Genomic DNA, 25632 nt, shown 5'->3' with positions numbered 1-25632 from the left:
TGTTTTTCCCCTTTCAATAGACAACTTTCATAGTTCTATTATACGCAAAGAAAAGAGACTCACCAATATAGTGAGTCTCTAAAAACATTTTTACTTTTCAAGATCTGCTAGACGTTGACGAACTGCTTCGCGTTTTTCTAGGTAATCTTGCTCTTTCGCACGCTCTCCTTCAATAACCGCTGCAGGAGCTTTCGCTACGAAACCTTGGTTAGAAAGTTTCTTCTGTACACGTTCTACTTCTTTATCGAACTTCTCAAGTTCTTTCTCAAGACGAGCTCTCTCTTCATCAAGATTGATAAGATCAGCTAACGGTAAGAATAACTCTGCACCTGATACGATTGCAGTCATTGCCTTTTCTGGCGCTTGTAAGTCTGTTTGAATTGTTAATTCGCTTGGGTTACAGAAACGCTCAATGTAAGAGCTGTTTTTCGTAAGTTGAGCAAGTACAGCCTCATCTTTTGCTTTAATTTGCATTTGAACTTTTTTGCTCATTGGCGTATTTACTTCTGCACGGATGTTACGAACAGAGCGAATGATATCAACTAGAAGGTGCATTTCTGCCGCAGCTTCCGTATCTTGTAAATCTTCGCGAACTGTTGGCCACGCAGCTACCGTAATAGACTCGCCTTCATGCGGTAAATGTTGCCAAATTTTCTCTGTTACGAATGGCATGAATGGGTGTAATAGACGCATTGTTTGATCTAATACGTAAGCTAAAATAGAACGAGTTGTTTTCTTAGCTGCTTCATCTTCACCGTATAGTGGAAGTTTCGCCATTTCAATATACCAATCACAGAAATCGTCCCAAATGAAGTTGTATAATGAACGACCAGCTTCACCGAACTCATATTTATCCATGTTACGTGTTACGCTTTCGATTGTTTCGTTTAAGCGCGTTAAGATCCACTTATCTGCTACTGATTTTTCACCAGTTAAATCGATTTCTTCATACTTCATATCATCCATGTTCATTAATACGAAACGTGATGCGTTCCAAATTTTATTAATGAAGTTCCAAGTAGATTCTACTTTTTCCATGCTGAAACGTAAATCTTGACCTGGTGCACTTCCTGTTGATAAGAAGAAACGCATTGCATCTGCACCGTACTTCTCGATAACATCCATTGGGTCAATACCGTTACCAAGAGATTTACTCATCTTACGACCTTGCTCGTCACGAACTAAACCGTGAATTAATACATCTTTAAATGGACGCTCTCCTGTAAACTCTAAACCTTGGAAAATCATACGAGATACCCAGAAGAAGATGATATCATAACCCGTTACTAGTGCATCTGTTGAATAGTAACGTTTGAAATCTGCTGAATCTTCATTTGGCCAACCAAGTGTTGAGAATGGCCATAACGCTGAACTGAACCATGTATCAAGTACGTCGTTATCTTGATTCCAGTTTTCAATATCTGCTGGTGCTTCTGTACCTACGTATACTTCACCAGTTTCTTTATGGTACCAAGCTGGAATACGGTGTCCCCACCATAATTGACGAGAAATACACCAGTCATGAATATTTTCCATCCAACGTAAATATGTGTTTTCAAAACGCTCTGGTACGAACGTTACTTTTTCTTCTTCTTTTTGTTGAAGCGCTACTGCTTTTTCAGCAAGTGGAGCCATTTTTACGAACCACTGTGTTGATAAATAAGGCTCAACAACTGCACCGCTACGCTCACTATGACCTACTGAATGCATATGTGGCTCGATTTCTACTAATACGCCAGCTTCTTGTAAGTCTTTTACTAATTCTTTACGGCATTCGAAACGATCCATGCCGTTATACTTACCAGCTTTTTCGTTCATTGTTCCATCTTCGTTCATTACTAATATGCGTGGTAAGTCATGACGGTTACCTACTTCAAAGTCATTCGGGTCATGAGCTGGTGTAATTTTTACAACGCCCGTTCCGAAATCTTTTTCTACGTACTCATCAGCAATAATCGGAATCTCACGGCCTACGATTGGAAGTGTAACTGTTTTTCCGATTAAATGTTTGTAACGATCGTCTTCTGGATGAACTGCTACTGCTGTATCACCAAGCATCGTTTCTGGACGAGTTGTCGCAAGACGAATGTGACCAGAACCATCTGTTAACGGATAGTTCATATGGTAGAATGCACCTTGAACTTCTTTATGAATTACTTCAATATCAGAAAGAGCTGTACGTGTTGCTGGATCCCAGTTGATGATATATTCACCACGGTAAATTAAGCCTTTTTCGTATAATTGAACGAATACTTTATTAACCGCATCTGATAAACCTTTGTCTAATGTGAATCGTTCACGAGAATAGTCTAGTCCTAAACCAACTTTCCCCCATTGTTGACGAATGTGAGAAGCGTACTCTTCTTTCCACTCCCAAGCTTTTTCAAGGAATTTTTCACGGCCAAGATCGTAACGTGAAATACCTTCTTCACGAAGTTTTCCTTCTACTTTCGCTTGTGTTGCGATACCAGCATGGTCCATTCCTGGAAGCCATAGTACATCGTATCCTTGCATACGCTTCGTACGAGTTAAAATATCTTGAAGAGTTGTATCCCAAGCATGACCTAGGTGTAACTTACCAGTTACGTTCGGAGGTGGAATTACAATTGTATACGGTTGTTTCTTCTCGTCTCCTGTTGCTTCAAAATATTTGCCTTCAAGCCACCATTGATAAAGGCCTTCTTCAACGGACATATGATCATATTTAGTTGGTAAATTCTTTTCCGTGTTTGACATTATTTTCCCTCCTTAAAATAAAAAATGTCCCTCATCCAAAAAGGACGAGGGACATCGCGGTACCACCTTTATTTACAAACAAATTCATAATTTGCTTATACTCTTAATTTGATAACGGACAAATCCGTCTTTTCCTAATAAGAACTATTCCGTTCAGAAAAGATGCTCCAGGGCTACCTTCTAACATAACTATCTAGAGAATCTCTCAGCTAATGATTCTCCTCTCTGAAGACGTTTCATGTTATACTCTTCCCCTTCAAGGCATTTATATGATTGTTAATTATTATATACAATAGTGTAAAAAACGAAACCTTATTCGTCAAGATAAATTTAAAACTACAGCTTTTCGTGCAAAAAAAAGAAGATAAGTAGAATCCTCTACTTATCTTCTTTCCCCCGCTATTTGCGGGCAGTAAGACCTCCACCTCAAAACTCAGCTGAAGCAAAGAAGTTAGATGGGAGCCCTGCTGCCCGTAAACGCCCAATTGGTGAAGGCTAATCATCAGCGGAGAATGCCTTTACTTTATCCGTTCCCTTGCTGGGCAGCTTGTAATTGCGACAGGAAATATTCTATATTGCTAACGAGCCAATGCGATTGTTGCAAACTCTTTACTCCGCGCAGTTCATTTTCCTCGTTGCGATTATCTCTTCTTTTCTTATAAGACTGGATTTGCCGAATAAATTGCGATGGATACGTCATATACGCAAACATAAGTAGTTGCTCTTCTTTCGTAAAAGGGAAATTTTTTTGATACATTTGAAACCATTCAAACCGATCACTTCTTGCGATTGGATATGTGTTTAAAGACCGTGAATAAAAACCTACTATATCTTGCACAGGCGTTGCAAACTTCGATTTTTCTAAACTAATAAAATAGCCATTCCGCTCATAGTCAAATAAAAAATGATTAAGTGACACATTACCATGCACAAAAGTAATACGCGTTTTCTCTTTTTCTTTCATCGCATCGTTCCACTCATTTAATTGCTTCGTTGCAAATTCACGCGCTCTCATTACATGATGATAGTACGTACAATATTGCAATTCAAACGGGGACATATACCATTTTGATTCAGATTCTACGAGAAACTCTTCTAACATCTCACCATCATTTTCCCAACGATCGGATATACTTGTATAATGTTTTTCTAAATCTTCTTCCGTATACGTTTCTTCCTTCACAGTTTTTTGATGCAACGTTCCAAGTGTCTGAAACATTTTATGGTATTGATCATTGTCATCACCGTTTCCTTCTGCACGTTCTAACCAAGGCATTAAATAATAATTATACGTCCCGTCACTTAAAATATAACTTCCATCCGTCGCATGATATATAGGTACATAATTTGAAAAACCTTTCTCCTTCAAATATTGAATATGATGCAGAAAGTTATTCCGCTCTAACTTTCTGCCTTCTATTTTCTTGAGTGCATATGGACCTTGATTCGTATAAATTTTCATTACATTTCCGTGCTCTTCCATATGCTGCGTATCCAATCTATATTGCCTCACGATAGGTTCATAGTGATTTCGCAACTCAATATCCATACGAATAACCCTTTCTATTCAAAACATAGCCTCTAAGAAAGGAAGTGAGTGAAAACACTCACTTCCTTATTTCGTCTTTACCCTTGAAACGGGAATATAAATAATTTGCCCCGTATTTAAAAATATATCTTCTGTTTGATTGACACGGTGTAAATTTTGTACAGACGTTTCATAACGGTCTGCAATAGATTCAATTGTATCCCCTTCTTGCACGAAATACATTCTTAACTTTGTAAATTCTTCTTCCGGTTCTTTCGTAAATAGTTTTGTTAAATAAAGCGCATTTTCATCTCGCTGTGAGTACTCTTCTTCTTGTTCTTCCTGCTTTTTTGCTTTTTCTTTCTTGAAATCTTTTCGTCCGAACAGTTCAAATTGCGGCGTTGTTTCTTGCTCCTCTTCACGTTCCACAAATTCATGTTCTTCTATTTTCTCTTCTTCTAATTCCTGCTCTTTTCTTTCCTCTAATTGGAACGGTTCAAATGCGTAATCTTCCCACTCATCTGATTCCTTATATGCTGGTTCTTCTACATGCGGCGCCGGTCTATTTTCATCCTCTTGCGCTGAATCTTCTTCTAACTCAGCATACACCGTTTCTTCCTCTTCAACTTCATCCTCGCTTCTCTCTTCATCACACAAACCGGTAATAGATATATCCGCTAATAATTGTAAGCAACCATTTTCCTTTAATTCATAATCAAATTCCTCGATTGATACATATAGCTCTTCAATTACTTTCACTCGATTTCTCGGAATTGATATTTCAAGTGGAAAGGAATGAACAAGTTCATTAACCCCATCTTCTCTTGTTTCTACATAATCAATTGACTTTGCTGGCGATAGTTCTCTTAATGAATACGCTGAATCATCTTTTCGTGCAACATACTCTCCCGTTAAATCTAATTGTCCTCTCACGATTACTTCATGATCAAGCTCTTCTATCTCAACGTCTGGATCTAACGAAATTGACAAAAGTTCTTCGACTTCCTGTCCTTTTTGGAACCACACAGATTCTTTTAATGAAAATCGTAATGAATGATCTGCAGCCACTTCTTTTCCCCCTCCCAAACTATATGTCATTACAGATTTATGTGCGGAAAGCTTACTTTATGAATAAAAAAAATCGCTCCCCTTATGGAGAGCGATTTTCTCTAATACATTACGCTTTTAATTTTGACATTGCAATTTCAGCTGCTGCAATCGTCGCTTCAATATCTGCATCACTATGTGCTGTCGATAAGAATAAACCTTCGAATTGAGATGGCGGTAAGAATACACCTTGTTCTACCATTTCACGATAGTAAGCCGCAAAGAATTCTAAGTTTGAAGATTTTGCTGCATCGTAATTAATAACGGGTTCATCTGTAAAGAAAATACCAATCATAGAGCCTGCACGGTTAATATGGTGAGGAATGCCATGTTTTTCAGCTGCTTTACGTAATCCAGCTTCTAACATTTCAGCTTTACGCTCAAATTCTACATATGATTCTGGCGTTAACTGTACTAACGTTTCATAACCTGCCGCCATTGCAAGTGGGTTACCTGATAAAGTACCAGCTTGGTAAATCGGTCCGCTTGGCGCAACTTGGCGCATAATTTCCGCTTTACCACCGTATGCTCCTACTGGTAAACCACCACCGATTACTTTACCTAAGCATGTTAAATCAGGCGTTACGCCATAATAACCTTGGCCACAATTATAAGCTACTCGGAACCCTGTCATTACTTCATCAAAAATAAGCAATGCACCGTTTTGTTCTGTTACTTCACGAAGACCTTCTAAAAATCCAGGCTGCGGAGGAACAACCCCCATATTTCCTGCTACTGGTTCTACAATTACACAAGCAATATCATCACCGAATTGTTCAAACGCGTATTTTACACTTTCTAAATCGTTATAAGCTACTGTAATCGTATTTTTCGCTACACCTTCTGGTACACCAGGACTATCTGGTAAACCTAAAGTCGCCACACCAGAACCAGCTTTAATTAATAACGAATCACCATGACCGTGGTAACAACCGATAAATTTCAAGATTTTATTACGACCTGTATAACCACGAGCTAAACGTAGTGCACTCATTGTTGCTTCCGTTCCAGAGTTAACCATACGCACAATCTCAATTGATGGCACGCGCTCAATAACAAGTTTTGCTAATTTATTTTCAATTTCTGTTGGTGCACCGAAGCTTGTACCTCTTTCAGCAACAGATTTTAACGCTTCTACAACACGATCATTTGCATGACCATGAATTAAAGGACCCCATGATAATACGTAGTCGATGTATTCATTCCCATCGATATCATATACTTTAGAGCCTTTTCCACGCTCCATAAACAACGGATTCATCCCAACAGACTTAAAGGCACGAACCGGGCTATTTACGCCACCAGGCATTAAGTCTTGCGCCTCTTCAAACGCTGCAATTGACTTATCAAACTTTTTCATTATTTAGCGCCTCCTTCTTGTAACCATCTTGCTGCATCTTTTGCATGATACGTAATAATTAAATCTGCTCCTGCACGTTTCATACTAATTAATTTTTCAAGAACAACTTCTTTTTCATTAATCCAACCATTTTGCGCTGCCGCTTTAATCATCGAATATTCACCACTTACATTATAAGCGACAACTGGTAAATTAAAGTTATTTTTCACATCACGAACGATATCTAAGTAAGAAAGCGCTGGTTTTACGATTAAGAAGTCTGCACCTTCCATTACATCTGATTCTGCTTCACGGAATGCTTCCATACGGTTTGCCGGATCCATTTGATATGTTTTACGGTCACCAAATTGCGGTGCACCGTGCGCAGCATCGCGGAATGGTCCATAAAATGCTGATGAATATTTCACAGCGTACGACATAACTGGCACGTGTCCAAAACCATTTTCGTCTAATGCATGGCGAATTGCTGTTACGAAGCCATCCATCATGTTTGATGGCGCAATAATGTCCGCTCCTGCTTTCGCTTGACTTACAGCTGCTTTCGCAAGAACTGCAAGAGACTCGTCATTTAAAATAATACCATCTTCAATTACACCGCAATGACCATGGCTTGTAAATTGACATAAACATGTGTCTGCAACTACTACTAGCTCAGGGAAATCACCTTTAATTTGCTGAATAGCACGTTGTACAATTCCATGATCACAATATGCTGATGATCCAACTTCATCCTTTTCAGCAGGTAAACCAAATACAATAACAGAACGAATACCTAAATCAACAACTTCTTGCATTTCAGCTTGCAATAAATCTAAAGACATTTGATATACGCCTGGCATAGAAGGAACTTCATTACGAACATTTTCACCTTCTAATACAAAAATAGGGTAAATAAAATCTTCCGTATGTAAAAACGTTTCACGCACAAGCGCACGCATGCCCCCGCTTTGTCTTAAACGACGATGACGATTAAATTGTAAAGAGTTCATAGATTTCTATCCCCATTCTTTCATTTTATAGATTCACAAACACATTGTAGTAATGCTTCTACAGTGTACTCTTTCGGCACAATAACAGACGGAAAATAAAGACTTGCCTCTTTTTCCGTAATAGGTCCTATACAAGCAATTGTACATTTTTTTGTCCATTCTCTCCAGTTTGTACCCTCAAGTAAACGAACAAAACTAGTAACAGTTGAAGGGCTCGTAAATGTAATAATGTCTACTTTCCCTAACTTCAATGCCGCTATAAGCTCTTGCTTTTTTTCTATATTCACTTTCGTACCGTATACGGTTAGCTCATCTAGAGAAATACCAATTTCCCGAAGTGCAACCGGAATTACCTCTCTTGCTAAATTCCCTTTCGGAAATAAAATACGTTCATTTCCACTTAATTCTTTTAGAAACTCTTCTGCAAATGCTTCTGCAACAAATGAAGTGGGAACAAAATGAACTTGATAGCCCCTTTTTTCTAAATCTAATTTTGTTTTCACACCTACCGCAGCGATTTTAATGGTTAGTGGTAGTTTCTTTTTTAAACTATCTAGAAAAAAAGCTACACCATTTCTGCTCGTAAAAATAACCCAGTCGTATGAATGTAGCTGCTCTTCAATATGTTGAATTTGCCTATGAGACATACCTTCCATACGCAAAAGCGGAATTTCCAATGGAATTCCGCTCTTTTCTTTCACTGCTACACTCATTTGTTTCGCTTGATGCTGGGCACGTGTAATCAATACCGTTTTTCCAGCGAGAGCGTTCATATTTATTGTTGCTCCTTATTTGCAGCAAGAATGAGTTCTTTGGCGCCTTGCTTAATTAAACGGTCCGCGGCCTCTAATCCTACTTCCTCAGGATTAGTACCCACTACTGTCTCTTTTAATAAAACAGAGCCATCCATAGAGCCGACAAGAGCTGTTAATTCGATTGCATCGTTTTCTGTAAGGGTTGCATATCCAGCAATTGGAACTTGGCATCCACCTTCAAGTTTATGAAGAAATACTCGCTCCGCTGCCACTGTTCTTTCTGTTATCGTATCATTAATATGCGCTAACAATTGCAATAAATCCTTATCATCCTCACGACACTCAATCGCTAATGCACCTTGTCCTACAGCAGGTACACATAACGCTTCATCTAAATGTTCTGTAATAACTTCATCATCCCAGCCCATTCTTTGTAATCCAGCTGTCGCTAAAATAATCGCATCATAATCTTCTTCTTTTAATTTACGTAAACGTGTATCGATATTCCCGCGAATCCACTTAACTTGTAAATCTGGTCTCGCAGCGAGTAGCTGTGCACTACGTCTTAAACTACTCGTACCTAAAATAGCACCTTCCGCTAACTCTTTAAACGATGCTCCATTTTTTGAGATAAAAGCATCACGAGGGTCAACACGCTTTGGTGTACAGCCAATCATTAAACCTTCTGGAAGTACGGCTGGCATATCTTTCATACTATGTACAGCCATATCGATTTCTTTCGTAAGTAGCGCGTGTTCAATCTCTTTTACAAACAAGCCTTTGCCGCCTACTTTTGAAAGAGTAACATCTAAAATAACATCACCTTTTGTGACAATTTCTTTCACTTCAAATTCATATGGTAGACCTAGGGCTTTTAACTGATCAATAAACCAGTTTGTTTGCGTTAATGCTAGTTTACTCTTTCGTGATCCTACAATAATTTTGCGCATAATTCTCTCTCCTCATTATAAATACCAAAAGTGGAAATTGGATAAACTGCTTAATAGAAAAATGTTTACTAGCATTACGAGAAACGATCCGATATTCCACTGTACAATTTTCTTACCTTGCAACACATCTGCCGCTCGTAAATATAAACCTGTGCAATACACAAATAGAACGACAAAAGATCCGATTACTTTCGTATCATACCAATGGAAATTATCCAATTTTGTATATCCCCATATACATCCTAATAAAATTGCTAGTAAGAAAAATGGAACAGAAAATAAATTTAATCCGTAAGACATAGATTCTAGCTTCGGTAAATTCCCTAACCTTCTTAATCTCGCATTCCATTTTTTCTTTTTTAATAGGCGATATTGTAATAAGTACATAATAGAAAAAATGAACGATACAGTAAACGTTGCGTAAGAAATAATTGCCATACCGACATGCACGTATACAAGTTCTGAAACTAATTGTTCCGCAAGTACTGGCGACATCTTTCCGAGCGGTGTAAAAATAGAAAAAGCGCTTACGCCAAATGCAACAACATTTGTAAAAAAGACTAAAAAGTCGATTCTCATAAATCGATTAATGACTAACGACATCGTAATCAATAACCAAACATAAAAATAAATCCCTGATAATAAAGTTAAAATAGGATTCGTTTCTGAATCTGTAGCCCTAAGCAACATAAAAATAGACTGCAGGACCCATACAATCGCAAGTAACCAAAAAGCAAATCGGTTCGCCTTTCGGTTACTTTGGAAATAATCTATAAAATATAAACTAATGCTACAAGCATATAAAATAATTGCAATATGATAAATAATACTGTTATTTAAAAAACTCATCCGATCATCCTTCCAAATTATAAAGACGGAACGGATGGTGTCCACACTTTTTTATGTTCTACTTCTTCCGCACAACTCTCTACGTCTTCCGTTTCTAAATCGAAAATCTTCGCAAATAACGCTAATTTTTCGCTCGCTCCCTCTTCAGCAGCTATTTCTTTCGCTACTAAAATTGGGTCTTTTAATAATTGATTAATAATACTTTTCGTATGCTTACTAATGACTTTTTTCTCACGATCACTAAGGTTTGGTATTTTTCGCTCTAGGCTTACCATCGTTTCACTTTGGATTGCAAGTGCCTTATCACGAAGAGCTGATATTAATGGAACAACACCAAGTGTACTTAACCACGTTTTAAATAGAACAATTTCCTCTTCAATCATAAATTGAATTTTCTCTGCTTCTTTCAAACGCTCAGCACGGTTTGCCTCCACTACTCCTTGTAAATCATCAATATCATACAAGAAAGAACCTTCTAGCTCATCAATCGCTGGATCAATATCACGTGGCACTGCAATGTCAACCATAAACAAAGGGCGACCAGAGCGCATTTTCTCTACCTTCTTCATCATCTCTTTCGTAATGACATACTCCGATGCACCAGTTGAACTAATTAAAATATCTGCTTCTAATAATGCACATTGTAATTCGCTTAACGATTTTGCATGTCCCATATATTTCTCAGCCATTACTTCTGCTTTCGAAAGCGTCCTATTCATAACTGTTACTTTACGAGCACCACTTCCATATAAGTTTTGCAGTGCAAGTTCGCCCATTTTACCAGCACCAAGAATAAGCACATGACAATCTGTTAACTCGCCAAATATTTTCTTTCCAAGCTCAACAGCAGCATAACTAACAGACATCGCACTTTCCCCGATTGTTGTTTCTGAGTGGGCACGTTTTGCTAATGTAATGACTTGCTTAAACAATTCATTAAAAATTGTGCCTGTTGCTTTAACTTGTTGCGCTTCTAAAAAGCTATCTTTTATTTGACCTAAAATCTGCGTTTCTCCGACTACCATAGAATCTAAACCGCACGTTACGCGGAATAAATGATCTATTGCACCATCTTGTTCAAAAATAGTTAAATATGGCGCGACTTCTTCTATTTCAAGCTGAAACCAATCAGCTAAAAACTTCTTAATATAATACCGTCCCGTGTGTAATTGATCGACAACAGCATAAATCTCAGTGCGATTACAAGTTGATACAATGACATTCTCTAACACGCTCTTTTGATTTTGTAATGTAGTCATCGCTCGCTCTAGTTCTGCTGCCTGAAATGTGAGTTTCTCACGAAATTCTACAGGGGCTGTTCGATAATTTACACTAACAACAAGAATATGCACGCAGCATGTCCCCCTTCACCCGTTTTATCACTTTATCTACTATCATAATACAACTTTCCTCTTATGAATCTGACAATCGTGTGAACAACCGATTATTTTTTAATTATTCTCCGTATGTAATAAAGGAGATTCAGTAACACTAATAAAAAAACTTCTACTTTATAATGATTATAAATTAATAACTCTATTTGTACGTTACCAAAAAAAGCCCTCATAATCAAGTGATGGAAACTATTCCATATAAATTATAACATCATCTTCCCTATCTTCTTTCATCATGAAGGAAAATATGTATGATTGTTCCAAAATGCAACAAAGACTTTCTCAATACAATGTATTTGACATTGTATTTCTTTTTCGTTATATTGGTTTTACAAAATTAAATTGCACACAACTTAATTAGAAGGGAGTTATTTATGACAGAGGACTCTTTGCATCTAGATAACCAACTTTGTTTTTCTATTTACGCCTGCTCTAGAGAGGTTACTCGTTTTTATCGACCTTATTTAGAAGAAATGGGTATTACGTATCCCCAGTACATTACTTTACTCGTACTATGGGAGCAAGATGGACTAACAGTAAAAGAAATTGGAGAACGTCTATTTTTAGATTCTGGTACTTTAACACCTATGTTAAAACGCATGGAATCATTAAAACTTGTAAAACGTGTTCGTTCCAAAGAAGACGAGCGAAAAGTTTGTATTGAATTAACAGAACAAGGCAAAGATTTAAAGGAAAAGGCTTGTTCATTACCGACAACGATGGCTACAAACTTAGGAATTACAGAGCAAGAATATCGCTCTTTATTAATTCAACTAAATAAACTAATTGACACAATGAAAACAATTAATGATGGAAAAGGGGAATAAATATGGATAAATTATATACTGCTTCAGTAACAGCAACAGGTGGAAGAAATGGGAAAGTAGTTTCAGATGATGGCATATTAAATCTTGATGTAAAAATGCCGAAAGCACTAGGTGGTGCAGGCGGAGAAGCAACAAATCCAGAACAACTATTTGCAGCTGGTTATGCAGCTTGTTTCGATAGTGCATTACAACTTGTCATTCGTACAAAACGTGTGAAAGTAGAAAGTACAGAAGTAACTGCTCACGTTTCTATCGGAAAAGATACAGATGGTGGTTTCGGTCTATCTGCTGTACTTGATGTACATGTGGCTGGCGTTTCACATAGCGAAGCACAAGAACTTGTAGAAGCGGCTCACGGTGTATGTCCTTACTCGAAAGCAACACGAGGAAATATTGAAGTTACATTAAACGTACGCTAAAAAATTTAGCAAAACAAAAACGCGCGACATTCGTCACGCGTTTTTTGTTTTTGTAAATTTATGAATTGCTTTCCACGCTTCTTCTTTTCCAAGTCCTGTTTCAGAAGAGAATAGAACAATTTCATCGCCAATTTCAACAGCAAGCGTTTCTTTTACAACTTTTAAATGCTTTTGCCATTTCCCTTTCGGAATTTTATCGGCTTTCGTCGCAATAATAATTGTTGGGATTTCATAATGCTTTAAGAAATCATACATCATCACGTCATCACTTGTTGGTTGGTGACGTAAATCAACTACTAATACAGCTGCGTCTAATTGCTCACGAGTTGTAAAGTACGTTTCAATCATTTTCCCCCATGCAGCGCGCTCTGATTTAGATACTTTTGCATATCCATAACCTGGAACGTCAACAAAGTGCATCATCTCATTGATTAAGAAAAAGTTCAGCGTTTGCGTTTTTCCTGGTTTAGAAGAAATACGCACTAACTTTTTACGATTTAAAATTTTATTAATAAAGGAAGACTTCCCCACATTTGAACGACCTGCTAATGCAATTTCTGGTAAATCACTGTCTGGATATTGTTCTGGTTTAACAGCACTAATTACAATATCTGCTTTTGTTACTTTCATTGTTTCACTCCTACTAATGCGTGCTCCAATACTTCATCTAAATGAGATGCAAGCACAAACGTAAGGTTTTCTTTTACGCTCTCTGGAATATCATCTAAATCTTTCTCGTTTTCTGCTGGCAAAATAATTTTTGTTAAGCCTGCGCGGTGAGCACTTAATGTTTTTTCTTTTAAACCACCAATTGGTAATACACGACCACGAAGTGTAATTTCACCTGTCATACCCACTTCTTTACTTACAGGAATACCTGTTAGCGCAGAAATAAGTGCCGTTGCCATCGTAATACCTGCTGACGGTCCGTCTTTTGGAACTGCTCCTTCTGGAACGTGAATATGAATATCATTTTTCTCATGGAAATTCGGATCGATCTGAAGCTCTTCTGCACGAGAACGTATATAACTAAACGCAGCTTGTGCTGATTCTTTCATAACATCCCCAAGTTTCCCTGTTAAAATTAGTTTCCCTTTTCCTGGCGCTACAGAAACTTCAATGGCAAGTGTATCGCCGCCTGCTGCTGTGTAAGCTAGACCTGTTGCCATACCAACTTGGTCTGTTTTTTCAGCTTGCCCATAACGGAATATGTGTTTACCAAGTAAATCAACAATCTTTTTCTCTGTCACAACGATACGTTTACGTTCTGCTGTAACGATAATCTTCGCTACTTTACGGCAAACTTTTGCAATTTGGCGCTCTAGCGTACGAACACCAGCCTCACGTGTATAATAACGAATAATCTCAAGCAGCGCTTCATCACGCACTTGTAAATTACCTTTTCGTAAGCCATGTTCTTTTAATTGTTTCGGCAATAAATGCTCACGAGCAATGTGTACTTTTTCAAGTTCTGTATAGCCAGCAATCGAAATGATTTCCATGCGGTCAAGTAATGGACCTGGAATACTTGAAAGTGTATTAGCAGTTGCTACAAACATAACTTTTGATAGATCATATGGTTCTTCAATGTAATGATCACTGAAGTTATGGTTTTGTTCTGGATCTAATACTTCAAGTAATGCCGCTGATGGATCTCCACGGAAATCGTTAGACATTTTATCAATCTCATCTAATAAGAAGACTGGATTAACTGTTTTCGCCTTTTTCATACCTTGAATAATGCGTCCTGGCATTGCTCCAACATATGTACGACGGTGACCACGAATTTCAGATTCATCACGCACACCACCAAGAGATACACGGACGAAGTTACGATTCAATGATGTTGCAATTGAACGCGCTAACGAAGTTTTGCCGACCCCAGGAGGGCCTACTAAACAAAGGATAGGTCCTTTTAATGAATTCGTTAACTTCTGTACAGCTAAATATTCAAGTACACGCTCTTTCACTTTTTCAAGACCGTAATGATCGTTATTTAAAATCTCTTCCGAATGAGCAAGATCAATTATATCTTCTGTTGCCTCTGTCCACGGAAGCGCTAATAACCAATCAATATAATTGCGAATAACACCACTCTCCGCAGAACTTGCTGGTAACTTTTCATAACGATCTAATTCTTTCAGGGCAGCCTTCATTGTTTCTTCCGGCATTCCTGACTGTTCAATTTTCTCACGAAGTTCTTCTACTTCTCCGCCCTTGCCTTCTTTGTCGCCAAGTTCAGTTTGAATCGCCTTCATTTGCTCACGTAAGAAATATTCTTTTTGCGTGCGCTCCATGGAACGTTTCACTTTTTGCCCAATTTTCTTTTCTAGGCTAAGTAACTCTTGTTCATCTTGAATAATTGAAATAAGTGTTTGTAATCGTTCTTTTACAGATACAATCTCTAAAATCTCTTGTTTCTGCTTCGTTTTAATCGGCAAGTGAGAAGCAATTAAATCAGCTAATCTCCCTGGTTCTTCCACATCAGCTACCGTTGCAAAAGTTTCATTTGAAACTTTTTTCGAAACTTTAATATATTGTTCGAAATGCTCCAGTAACGTACGCATAAAAGCTTTCTCTTCTAAATCATCTTCTACTTCTTCAGTTACCGTTTTAATAGACACTTGTACTACATTTTCTTCTTCGATAAACTCTATTACTTCTGCTCTATGTAAACCTTCCACAAGGACACGAAGCGTACCGTTCGGCAATTTTAACATTTGCTTCACTTTCGCCACTGTACCTACACTATATATGTCATCTTCTTTCGGATCATCGATATTCATTTCTTTTTGCATTGCTAAAAAGATGATATTTTCATCCATTGCCGCCTGCTCTAGTGCTTGTATCGATTTATCACGTCCTACATCAAGATGCAAAACCATCGTTGGATATACGAGAACGCCTCTTAATGGTAGGAGGGGCACGATTCTTTCGTTCGTATTCATACTAGACATAGCACCTCCATAATAAATTAAACTCCTGTTCAACTATTTTATATTACAATACACCTAGATGCAATTGCTGAGATTCCGCGCAATTGTAAATAGCTTGTTTTTCTACCTCACGAAAAGAAAAAGACTCCGATTAAGCATACAAACTTAAACGAAGTCTGGCAAATTTTATTATTGTTTATTTTTACATAGATTGTGCATCTGTTTCGTCTACGTTAGTATGTACATCTAGCTCTCTATGCATATTTCCTTGCATAAACGTTAACTCAAATACTTCTTTTAACTTACGGACAGGAATAATTTCAATTCCCTTGATCGTATACAAAAATGGTTGCATATTTTCAGCAGGAATAATGACTTTCTTAGCTCCCGCTTTTTTCGCAGCTTTTATTTTTGCGTATACACCACCAATAGGCTTTACTTCTCCGTGTATACTTATTTCACCTGTCATCGCTACTTCATTATTTACATACGTGCGATGCACCGCAGAATATACACCTGTTGCCATAGCGATTCCTGCAGAAGGGCCATCAATTGGGATACCCCCTGGAAAATTAATATGTATATCGTATCCTTCTGGCAACACATCTAAAGAACGAAGTACTGTTAATACATTATCAACAGAGCCTTTCGCCATACTTTTACGACGAATAGATTTCGTTTGACTACCAATACTTTCTTCTTCCACAATTCCGGTAACATTTACCGATCCTTTATCTTTCGCCGGAATTGCTGTTACTTCAATTTCTAATAACGCACCTGTATTTGGTCCGTATACAGCAAGACCATTTACAAGACCAATCCTTGGAATCGGATAAATGCGCTTTTCATATTTCGGTGTAAGCTGACTTGAGTGAACAACCCACTCTATATCTTCATCCTTAATGAAAGAACGTTCTTCATTTATCGCCATACCCGCAGAGATTTGCACGAGATTAATCGCTTCTCGTCCATTCCTTGCATACATCCCAATCATCTCAATACCATTTTCACCTATTTGCATTTCCACTTTTTCCGCGGCATTTTTCGCTACTTTTTGAATTTCTTCCGTATCTAATTCACGGAAAAATACTTCTAAGCAACGTGACCGAATAGCAGGAGGAATTTCCTCTGGCGAACGTGTCGTTGCTCCAACTAAGCGAAAATCTGCCGGTAAGCCTTTTTGGAAAATATCATGTATATATGTTGGGATCATTGTATTTTCTTCACTATAGTACGCACTTTCTAAAAATACTTTTCGATCTTCTAACACCTTTAACATTTTGTTCATTTGAATCGGATGGAGCTCGCCAATCTCATCAATAAACAAAATACCACCATGTGCATCTGTTACAGCACCTTTTTTCGGTTGCGGAATACCTGCTTGCCCCATCGCCCCAGCACCTTGATAAATCGGATCATGCACCGAACCAATTAAAGGGTCTGCGATACCACGTTCATCAAACCGAGCTGTTGTCGCATCAAGTTCAATAAATGTTGCATTCGTACGAAATGGAGATTTAGGATTTCGTTTCGCTTCTTCTAATACAAGACGTGCTGCCGCTGTTTTCCCAACACCTGGTGGGCCATATATGATTACATGTTGCGGATTCGGACCACAAAGAGCCGCTTTTAACGACTTAATCCCGTCCTCTTGCCCTACAATATCTAAAAAGGTTGTAGGACGCACCTTTTCTGCTAGCGGCTCTGTTAAAGAAATCTCACGCATTTTACGAAGTTGTTCTAATTCTTTTTTCGATTCTCGATCAATTGAAACTTTTTGTGTTCGTTGATTTCGAAGTAAATGCCAGAAATACAATCCGACAATTACACCAAAAACAAGTTGAACAACTAAAAATATATTTGTCCAGCTCATTATTTATTTCCTCCCGCAATATTTTATCTCTTAGTATTTCCGCGGAGGAACGTAGCTAAACATAAAGAAAAACAGCAATTATAAAAATTGCTGTTTCCCTTTCGCATTATGCAGATGTTTTTGTATCAAGTACAGTACCGTCTTGTAACACCAATTTTGGCGGCTCATTATCAGCTACTGTTTCTTTTGTAAGAATACACTTCTCGATATCTTTACGAGATGGAAGTTCGAACATTACATCAAGCATTAAGCCTTCAATAATAGAACGAAGTCCACGAGCACCCGTTTTACGTTCAATTGCTTTTTTCGCAATTTCGATTAGTGCACCTTCTTCAAACTCTAACTCAACATCGTCAAGCTCCAATAGTTTTTGGAATTGCTTAACAAGTGCATTTTTCGGTTTCGTTAAAATATCAACAAGAGCATCTTCATCAAGTGGCTCTAGGTTCGCAATAACTGGAAGACGACCGATAAACTCTGGAATTAAACCAAATCTTAAAAGATCCTCTGGTAATACGTGAGATAAAACATGCTTCTCATTTACATCAGCATTTTTCTTCTCAGAACCAAATCCAATTACTTTTTCACCAAGGCGACGTTTAATAATCGGCTCAATGCCATCAAACGCTCCACCACAAATGAATAAGATGTTCGTTGTATCAATTTGAATAAACTCTTGGTGCGGATGCTTACGACCACCTTGAGGTGGAACGCTTGCTACAGTACCTTCTAAAATTTTCAGAAGTGCTTGCTGCACACCTTCACCAGATACATCACGTGTAATTGATGGATTTTCGGACTTACGTGCCACTTTATCAATCTCATCAATATAAATGATTCCTTTTTCCGCTTTCTCTACATCATAATCAGCTGCTTGAATTAATTTTAGTAAGATATTTTCTACATCTTCTCCAACATATCCAGCTTCTGTTAAAGATGTTGCGTCCGCGATTGCAAATGGAACATTTAGAATACGCGCTAACGTTTGTGCAAGTAATGTTTTACCACTACCTGTTGGCCCGATAAGTGCGATATTACTCTTCGCTAATTCTACATCATCAATTTTGCTGTTAGAATTAATGCGTTTGTAATGGTTATATACCGCTACCGCTAGTGCTTTTTTCGCGCTATCTTGCCCGATGACATACTCATCTAAGATTTCACGAATTTCTACCGGTTTCGGTACATCTTTGAATTCTACTTCTTCGTCCTTCGCAAGCTCCTCTTGTACAATTTCAGTACAAAGTTCGATACACTCGTCACAAATGTAAACACCTGGACCTGCCACTAACTTTCGAACTTGCGTTTGTGTTTTACCACAGAAAGAACATTTTAATTGCCCTTTTTCATCATTAAATTTAAACATATTTTCACACCCCTTACAAAGTGCTAACCTCTTGCCTTCGTATGTACACGATAAATGTATCGTATGTAAATACATATTATGTCACTACGTGGCGAGAAATACAAATAATATGACTAGTTATGTACAAATAAAAAATTTTTAAAACTTTTGAAATATGTATATTCGACTTGTAAAGGAACTTTTCCTTCTCCATCGAAAAGTTTTATAAATATATTTCTATATTTATAAAACAAGGCACGATTTTAATCGTGCCTTGTTATTTTATTATGCAGCGTTTTCTACTAAGAAGTCTACAGCTTTACGCACTTTAAGATCTTCAGCTAAAGCGTCTACGCTTCCAAGAGCTTGCTTGATAGCGTCTACTGGCATACCGTACATTTCAGCCATTTTTTCAACTTCTGCAGTTACTTCTTCTTCAGTAACTTCGATGTTTTCAGCTTCAATGATAGCTTCAAGAACAAGATTGATTCTTACACGTTTTTGTGCATCTTCTTTCATTTGCTCTTTTAATTTGTCAGCATCAGTACCTGTGAATTGGTAGTAAAGCTCAAGGTTCATACCTTGTTGGCTTAAACGTTGCTCGAATTCACGAACCATACGATCTAACTCAGTGTTGATCATAGCTTCTGGAATTTCGATTTCAGCGTTAGCAGCAGCTAATTCTACTACTTCGTCACGTACTTTGTGCTCAGCTTCGTGCTTTTTGCCTTCTTCTAAGTTTGTGCGAAGTTTTGCTTTTAATTCATCAAGAGTTGCAACCGCTTCGTCTGCTTCTTTAGCGAACTCGTCGTTTAACTCAGGAAGTTCTTTTGTTTTGATTTCGTGAATTGTTACTTTGAATGTTGCTGGTTTGCCAGCTAATTCAGCAGCATGGTACTCTTCTGGGAATGATACTTCAACGTCTTTAGACTCACCAGATTTAAGACCGATTACTTGCTCTTCGAAACCTGGGATGAATGTACCAGAACCGATTGCTAGAGAGTAGTTTTCGCCTTTTCCACCTTCAAATGCTTCGCCATCAACGAAACCTTCGAAGTCGATTACAGCTGTATCACCGTTTTCAACAGTTCCTTCTTCTTTAACAACTAGTTCAGCTTGACGCTCTTGTAAAGATTTTAATTCGTTCTCTACATCTTCGTCAGTTACAGTTGTTTCAACTTTTTCTACTGCTAAACCTTTGTACTCACCTAATTTAACTTCAGGTTTTACTGTAACTTTTGCAGTGAAGATAAGGTTAGCATTTTTTTCGAACTTCTCGATGTCGATTTCAGGATGATCAACTGGGAAGATACCAGCTTCTTCAATCGCTTCACCGTATGCTTTTGGTAAAATGATATCTAAAGCATCTTGGTATAAAGATTCAATACCAAAGCGTTGTTCGAATAATGGACGAGGCATTTTTCCTTTACGGAAACCTGGTACGTTAATTGTTTTTACTACTTTTTTGAACGCAGCGTCGATAGAGTTGTTTACTTCTTTAGCATCAACTTCGATTGTTAAAACGCCAACGTTACCTTCTAATTTTTCCCATTTTGTAGACATTTATTCTTTCCCTCCAACTATAATAATGTATGCACATACCTCTATAGATTAAGATCTTCATTATCTCTTTTTTGAAATAACAAATACACAAATAATCCTCTAGCAAAAGCTTTCAGATATAATGTTCCAATCTACTAATTGCCCAGAAGACAACTACGGTATATTTTGTTCGAGAATAATATGAAACATATTAAGTAAGAGAATTACACTTCTCTTCTCTTACAAACAGGCAGTTTTCTGCCTTTTGCAACCCTTACATTATAACATAGAATATGCTCGTTTCAAGAACTGAACGATTCTTTTTCATAATTATACGGGCAAATATCCTTCTCTTTCAACACGTAATAACCATTGATAGGCAATATGAAACTCTTCCAATTCGATATTGTATGCTGCCATAAGCTCTTCTTCATCAATAGCCAATCCGAAACGCTTTCTTCCAATTCTCTCTAAAACAGCTGACCAAATCTCTTCTTTATCCATTAATAGAGCGAATGGGAAAACGCTAATTTGCAATTCTTTCCAATATGTAACCATCGCTTCAAATATATCGGGATATTTTTGCTCTAATCGACTTGATAATTTATGTATAATGTTATTGGATTGCTCCTCATTATGACCTGTAAATGCTGGAATTACCTTAATCGTATTCCCAAACTTTTCTACCTCTATTTCCTCTTCTACCTGACTTTCTATCATTTTATACAAAATAGAAGTTTTCAAATAGGGGTGTTGCTCTTCGTCTATTAAAAATTTCTTTAAAACAGGTAATGCAAGATCTAAGTCTTTTAATGAAAGTCGCTGAATCGCTCTTAGCTTCTGTCCAAAGTTTTCTCCAAAAATTTCTTTAGTAAACTCATCCAACTCAAAATTTGAATCCACTAGCGATGCGTCTCCCTCATTTAGCATACCTTCTGCAAATAAAGCAAGCTGCGCTAATTTTTCCTTTTGATCAGGCATTATATCTTTCGTTTGTAAAACCTTTTCAACAGTTTCAATAACACCTTCATAATCATTTGTTTGAACTAAAATAGTCACGTACGTTTCAAGAATATCACCAAATAAGACAACTCCTGTTTTAAGCAACTGTTCACATTTGTCTTTCGCTTCTTCCATACGTTTTAATTCGAGTAAACAAATAACTGAAGCTAATTCCGTTTGTTCCGTTTCCGCATTATACTGACGTAATATTTCAAAGCAGCGCAATGCATCTTCGAACTTCCGCTCTTTCAGCGCTAAAAAACCTTCATCAATATAGCGCTCTGATAGTTGTGGAAACAATACGACCGTATTTTCTTTTTTATCCATACGTCCGCCTCTTTTTCTTGATTTTAATTATGTTCAAAGTAAATATATCAAATGCGTAATGAGAACACAACATCCCAAAATTATTTGTTTGAAATATGAAAATATTTAATTTTTACATTCCAATACAAATAAATCTCTACTAAAAATTAAAATTGTACAAGTAAAAATCCCCAGCAACAAACGCAGAGGATTCATCATTAATGGAAAGCTTTTATAATTGTGGGGTATATTACAAGGGTAATAATTTGGAGAACAATAATTGCCATAACAATCATGCTAAAATAGAAGATTGGTTTACTTCGCTTCATTAAAAACATAATAATAAGCATCGTACAAGCAAACAAACTTAAGAAGAACAAACTTGTTGTCGAACTAAGTATACCACTTGGGACAAAGAACAATAACACTACACTACAAGTACCTATAATTCCAAATAACCATTCCATTCATTCACTCATTCCCTTTCCCTCTCATGGCTGTTTTCTCTAAGCAATCAAATGTTTCACAACATCAACTACATACGTTAATTTCTCATACGCTACAAATCCAAAAGCAACCGTCAAGCCCGTTACAACTAATCCTTTCATCATTTCTGCCTCCTCGTTTTATCGTTGTTATCTTCATTATAAAAGATTAGCAATTTCTTACCATCGAACTACCTTACAGTTACCTTACAGAATTGTAAGATTTCAAAAAGAGATTGAAAAACACCTCATATCGCTTGAGGTGCTTTCACGGAATTTATTTATAATCACTTGCAAAATTAACTTTTTTCTCTTGGTTATTTTTCGGAGAATCCACTCTTAAACTAATAGATTTACTAAATAATTTAGGATCAAAATAATTATTCATTACTTTTCTTAACTTACCTTCAGATATTTTCGTATTACAAGAAAACAAAGGATGAAGATCATGTTAATATATTTTTGTACAATTAAGACTTTAATTTACAAGGGGGATTATATATGTTTAAAAAAATGGCCGCAGATGTATTAGGACTAAGCGATGTAGGTTCTGTTATTACACCTAAAGACTATGATAAGGTCGATGCCGATGATTATGTAATGCATGAAGATGGGGAGAAAATTTACTTTCTAATCAAATCGAAATCAGATGAATATTGCTTCACAAACAAAGGGTTAATTCACTTAGACGGTACAAGCGCAACAAGTAAAAAACGTACACTACGCCGCTTTAGCTATAGTAAATATCAAATTAAAAACGTAGCGCTTGAAACTGCGGGAACGATTGATTTAGATGTAGAAATTAAGTTCCAAATGGGCGATGAGCATTACTCAATTGATGTTCATAAAAAACATATTGAAGAATTAAAAGATTTATATAAGGCTTTACTTAAAATCGAAGAAATTTCATACGACAACGATATTACATTACAATATGCACATAAAAGTTTAGATATGGCATCTAATGCCTTTAGCCGCATTTCAAACGCACAAGTAAACTTAGCAGAGCAATTTAAAGAGATGAACGAGATCGCCTTTAACTGGCTTGTTGATACGAAGAAACAATATAATGTGAAAGATTATGGTTTTGTCTTTGACAAGTTTATTAACAACTAATTTAAAACAAACAAAAAACCTTGTTATCAAAAGATAACAAGGTTTTCTTAGCGTCCCAGGAGAGATTCGAACTCCCGCTCCGCCCATTTCCGTACTATTTTATATATTTTGATCGCAGTCTTAATATATCTTCTCCTTCGCGAATGCCTGCCGATCCTTTCCTCACATTTTTTACGACAGTCCAATTCGGGTTAGTTTCATCACCGATGTTCTGTACTGTAAAATTGCCATCACCATATTTCCGGTGACCTTCCGCCAATTTCTCCGTTAAATCATTCTCATTTGATCTCGCCATCTTTGCGCCATCTCCCTTTTTTATACGACCTTCTTAAACCATCTAACCAATCACAGGTCCAGTCAATTGGAGATTCTCGTTTTCCGCTTCTATTAATTGTAACACACTACCGGGAATAAGTTCCGATAACTGCTGCTGAATTGTACTAGAATGGTAAAGAGTTTTATAATATTGTAAGTAAACAATTAAGAGAATCTGGATATGGATTTGAGTTCCATCATAAACCTATTGATTCTTTAAATTAAATAAGAGGAATAGGGCGCATAAATGGCGCTCTTTTTATTTAAGAAAAAGAAGTACATATGCAACTACTTAATATCAAAGGAAAGGTCGCAAATATCAAGAATGAACTACACCTATAACCCAAACATTAAATTTTAGACAAACAAAAAACCTTGTTATCAAAAGATAACAAGGTTTTTTTAGCGTCCCAGGAGAGATTCGAACTCCCGACCGTACGCTTAGAAGGCGTATGCTCTATCCGGCTGAGCTACTGGGACATGGAGCGGGTGAAGAGAATCGAACTCTCGACCAGAGCTTGGAAGGCTCTTGTTTTACCACTAAACTACACCCGCATATGTTATTTTCTTTTCTTCGTTAGCGCCGTTGCCCTATCGACAATATTTATTATATGTATAACCACACATAAAGTCAACACCTTTTTTAAAAGAGGATAAATTTTCTTATCCTCTTTTAAAAACTGCTTGTTCAACTAGTTGTCCGTCTAACGTTTCAAAACGAACTTCCATTTGATTTTCATCCATTTCTAATAAAGCAAATGTCTTTTCTACACGCTGACGTGGTAATAAAATACTGCCTGGATTAATAAACAAAACGCCCTCGATTAATTCCGCACCTAATACGTGAGAATGTCCAAAGCATGCAACTTGCGCTCCCACTTCTTCAGCATGGTACGCTAGCGTTTGTAATGTCATTTTCACATTATGGCGATGTCCATGCACAACTAAGAAGCGAATTCCATCTACATCAGTTACAATTTCATCTTGAAAGTTAGCATAATCACAGTTTCCTTTTACAACACGGAAACCTTGCAGTTCTTCATGAGCAGGCGTTAGCTCTGAATCACCGCAATGAATCATGATATCTACTTTCCCTTCATATTTCTCTTTCAACTGCTGTAATTCCTTCACAGAGCTATGACTATCACTTACGATTAAAGCTTTCATCATTCTCTCTCCCTTATTCTCCTAAAAACCATTCCGGGATTTTTTCTTCTAATTTACGAAGAGCACGGCCACGATGGCTAATAGCATTTTTCTCATCTGAACTTAGTTCCGCCATCGCTTTTTTATATTCTTCCACATAAAAAATCGGATCATATCCAAAGCCGTTTTCCCCGCGGCGTTGTTCTAAAATAAATCCTTCACATGTCCCGTTTACAATGACAGGCTTTTTATCACCTTCAGGGAAAGCAACTGCTAATGCACAATAGAAACGAGCTTTACGCTTTTCAAACGCTACTTCATTTAATTCTTGTAACACTTTATCAATATTCGCTTGATCATCTTTCGGCTCTCCAGCAAAACGAGCTGAATACACGCCTGGTTTCCCGTTTAACGCATCTACAATAAGACCTGAATCATCCGCAATTACAATTGCATTCAACTGTCTACTCAAACTATCCGCTTTTAAGATCGCATTTTCTTCAAATGTTTCACCAGTTTCTTCGACTTCTTCAATATGAGGAAAATCGTGTAATGATTTCACTTCTAAATCAAATCGCTCAAATAACTCAGCAAACTCACGTACTTTCCCCATATTTTTTGTCGCTACAACAACTTGTTTCATACTTTCCAC

Annotated in this window: 22 protein-coding genes, 2 tRNA genes and 1 other annotated feature; of the genes, 3 read left to right on the top strand and 21 right to left on the bottom strand. The window is 37.2% G+C overall.

Features of this window, described 5'->3' with window-relative positions; all coding sequences use genetic code 11:
* Positions 1–90: 90 nt before the first annotated feature.
* From B9A45_RS07035 to hemA, 9 genes are all read right to left on the bottom strand, one after another.
* Complete coding sequence (locus B9A45_RS07035; RefSeq protein WP_000072250.1) at positions 91–2736, bottom strand: valine--tRNA ligase; 2646 nt, start codon at positions 2734–2736, stop codon at positions 91–93.
* 37 nt (positions 2737–2773) lie between these two features.
* Positions 2774–3005, bottom strand: a binding site (T-box leader).
* A 254-nt stretch (positions 3006–3259) separates the two neighbouring features.
* Positions 3260–4285: a spore coat protein YsxE gene (ysxE, locus tag B9A45_RS07030; protein ID WP_000350653.1), complete on the bottom strand. Its 1026-nt coding sequence runs from the start codon at positions 4283–4285 to the stop codon at positions 3260–3262.
* 66 nt (positions 4286–4351) lie between these two features.
* A complete protein-coding gene (spoVID, locus tag B9A45_RS07025; RefSeq protein ID WP_003285397.1) occupies positions 4352–5362 on the bottom strand; it encodes a stage VI sporulation protein D in 1011 nt (336 codons plus the stop codon).
* 79 nt (positions 5363–5441) lie between these two features.
* Entirely contained in the window at positions 5442–6731 is a 1290-nt protein-coding gene (gene hemL, locus B9A45_RS07020; protein WP_000712943.1) for a glutamate-1-semialdehyde 2,1-aminomutase, read from the bottom strand.
* A complete protein-coding gene (hemB, locus tag B9A45_RS07015) occupies positions 6731–7720 on the bottom strand; it encodes a porphobilinogen synthase (RefSeq protein WP_016110747.1) in 990 nt (329 codons plus the stop codon). Before hemB ends, hemL begins: the two co-directional genes overlap by 1 nt.
* Positions 7721–7740: 20 nt before the next feature.
* Positions 7741–8493 (bottom strand): uroporphyrinogen-III synthase, encoded by a 753-nt coding sequence (gene hemD, locus B9A45_RS07010; RefSeq protein ID WP_016110748.1) that lies wholly within the window; start codon positions 8491–8493, stop codon positions 7741–7743.
* Positions 8494–8495: 2 nt separating this feature from the next.
* Positions 8496–9425, bottom strand: a complete 930-nt coding sequence (hemC, locus tag B9A45_RS07005) for a hydroxymethylbilane synthase (protein ID WP_001226396.1) — start codon at positions 9423–9425, stop codon at positions 8496–8498.
* Positions 9426–9440: 15 nt separating this feature from the next.
* Positions 9441–10274: a cytochrome c biogenesis protein gene (gene ccsA / locus B9A45_RS07000; RefSeq protein WP_000008991.1), complete on the bottom strand. Its 834-nt coding sequence runs from the start codon at positions 10272–10274 to the stop codon at positions 9441–9443.
* 17 nt (positions 10275–10291) lie between these two features.
* Entirely contained in the window at positions 10292–11626 is a 1335-nt protein-coding gene (gene hemA, locus B9A45_RS06995) for a glutamyl-tRNA reductase (protein WP_084063954.1), read from the bottom strand.
* Between the two features lie 416 nt (positions 11627–12042).
* On the opposite strand from hemA, the gene B9A45_RS06990 reads away from it, so the two are divergent.
* Entirely contained in the window at positions 12043–12495 is a 453-nt protein-coding gene (locus B9A45_RS06990) for a MarR family winged helix-turn-helix transcriptional regulator (RefSeq protein ID WP_000133916.1), read from the top strand.
* A gap of 2 nt (positions 12496–12497) precedes the next feature.
* Positions 12498–12914 carry an organic hydroperoxide resistance protein gene (locus tag B9A45_RS06985; protein WP_000359781.1) on the top strand — a complete coding sequence of 139 codons (417 nt, stop codon included), beginning with the start codon at positions 12498–12500 and terminating at the stop codon, positions 12912–12914.
* 33 nt (positions 12915–12947) lie between these two features.
* Here the strand turns inward: B9A45_RS06985 and ysxC are convergent, their stop codons facing one another.
* From ysxC to B9A45_RS06950, 7 genes are all read right to left on the bottom strand, one after another.
* Positions 12948–13544 (bottom strand): ribosome biogenesis GTP-binding protein YsxC, encoded by a 597-nt coding sequence (gene ysxC / locus B9A45_RS06980; protein ID WP_000869116.1) that lies wholly within the window; start codon positions 13542–13544, stop codon positions 12948–12950.
* Positions 13541–15871: an endopeptidase La gene (gene lon / locus B9A45_RS06975; protein WP_000097285.1), complete on the bottom strand. Its 2331-nt coding sequence runs from the start codon at positions 15869–15871 to the stop codon at positions 13541–13543. Before lon ends, ysxC begins: the two co-directional genes overlap by 4 nt.
* A 181-nt stretch (positions 15872–16052) precedes the next feature.
* Positions 16053–17723, bottom strand: a complete 1671-nt coding sequence (gene lonB / locus B9A45_RS06970; RefSeq protein ID WP_000119180.1) for an ATP-dependent protease LonB — start codon at positions 17721–17723, stop codon at positions 16053–16055.
* A 106-nt stretch (positions 17724–17829) separates the two neighbouring features.
* On the bottom strand, positions 17830–19089 hold the full coding sequence (gene clpX / locus B9A45_RS06965) for an ATP-dependent protease ATP-binding subunit ClpX (protein ID WP_000472289.1): 1260 nt from the start codon (positions 19087–19089) through the stop codon (positions 17830–17832).
* A 264-nt stretch (positions 19090–19353) separates the two neighbouring features.
* On the bottom strand, positions 19354–20631 hold the full coding sequence (gene tig / locus B9A45_RS06960; RefSeq protein WP_000105215.1) for a trigger factor: 1278 nt from the start codon (positions 20629–20631) through the stop codon (positions 19354–19356).
* 309 nt (positions 20632–20940) lie between these two features.
* Positions 20941–21939 carry a hypothetical protein gene (locus tag B9A45_RS06955; RefSeq protein ID WP_000358271.1) on the bottom strand — a complete coding sequence of 333 codons (999 nt, stop codon included), beginning with the start codon at positions 21937–21939 and terminating at the stop codon, positions 20941–20943.
* A gap of 197 nt (positions 21940–22136) precedes the next feature.
* Positions 22137–22385, bottom strand: coding sequence for a hypothetical protein (locus tag B9A45_RS06950; RefSeq protein ID WP_001983650.1), 249 nt, complete (start codon positions 22383–22385; stop codon positions 22137–22139).
* A 519-nt stretch (positions 22386–22904) separates the two neighbouring features.
* Here B9A45_RS06950 and B9A45_RS06945 point away from each other — a divergent pair.
* Positions 22905–23519 carry a PH domain-containing protein gene (locus B9A45_RS06945; RefSeq protein WP_000473868.1) on the top strand — a complete coding sequence of 205 codons (615 nt, stop codon included), beginning with the start codon at positions 22905–22907 and terminating at the stop codon, positions 23517–23519.
* Between the two features lie 94 nt (positions 23520–23613).
* Here the strand turns inward: B9A45_RS06945 and B9A45_RS06940 are convergent, their stop codons facing one another.
* The 5 genes from B9A45_RS06940 to B9A45_RS06915 all read right to left on the bottom strand — a co-directional run bounded on the left by B9A45_RS06940 (position 23614) and on the right by B9A45_RS06915 (position 25623).
* A complete protein-coding gene (locus B9A45_RS06940; RefSeq protein ID WP_000124460.1) occupies positions 23614–23814 on the bottom strand; it encodes a hypothetical protein in 201 nt (66 codons plus the stop codon).
* A gap of 426 nt (positions 23815–24240) precedes the next feature.
* Positions 24241–24314: transfer RNA gene (locus tag B9A45_RS06935), tRNA-Arg, on the bottom strand.
* A 1-nt stretch (position 24315) separates the two neighbouring features.
* A tRNA-Gly gene (locus B9A45_RS06930) sits at positions 24316–24389 on the bottom strand.
* 108 nt (positions 24390–24497) lie between these two features.
* Positions 24498–25001, bottom strand: a complete 504-nt coding sequence (locus B9A45_RS06920; RefSeq protein WP_000645505.1) for a metallophosphoesterase — start codon at positions 24999–25001, stop codon at positions 24498–24500.
* A 13-nt stretch (positions 25002–25014) separates the two neighbouring features.
* Positions 25015–25623, bottom strand: a complete 609-nt coding sequence (locus B9A45_RS06915) for an XTP/dITP diphosphatase (RefSeq protein WP_000815943.1) — start codon at positions 25621–25623, stop codon at positions 25015–25017.
* Positions 25624–25632: the final 9 nt, after the last annotated feature.

The organism is Bacillus sp. JKS001846 (assembly GCF_900176455.1).
GTDB lineage: Bacteria > Bacillota > Bacilli > Bacillales > Bacillaceae_G > Bacillus_A > Bacillus_A cereus.
Note: the sequence above shows the minus strand (reverse complement) of the source record. Positions and strands in the feature narration are given on the sequence as shown.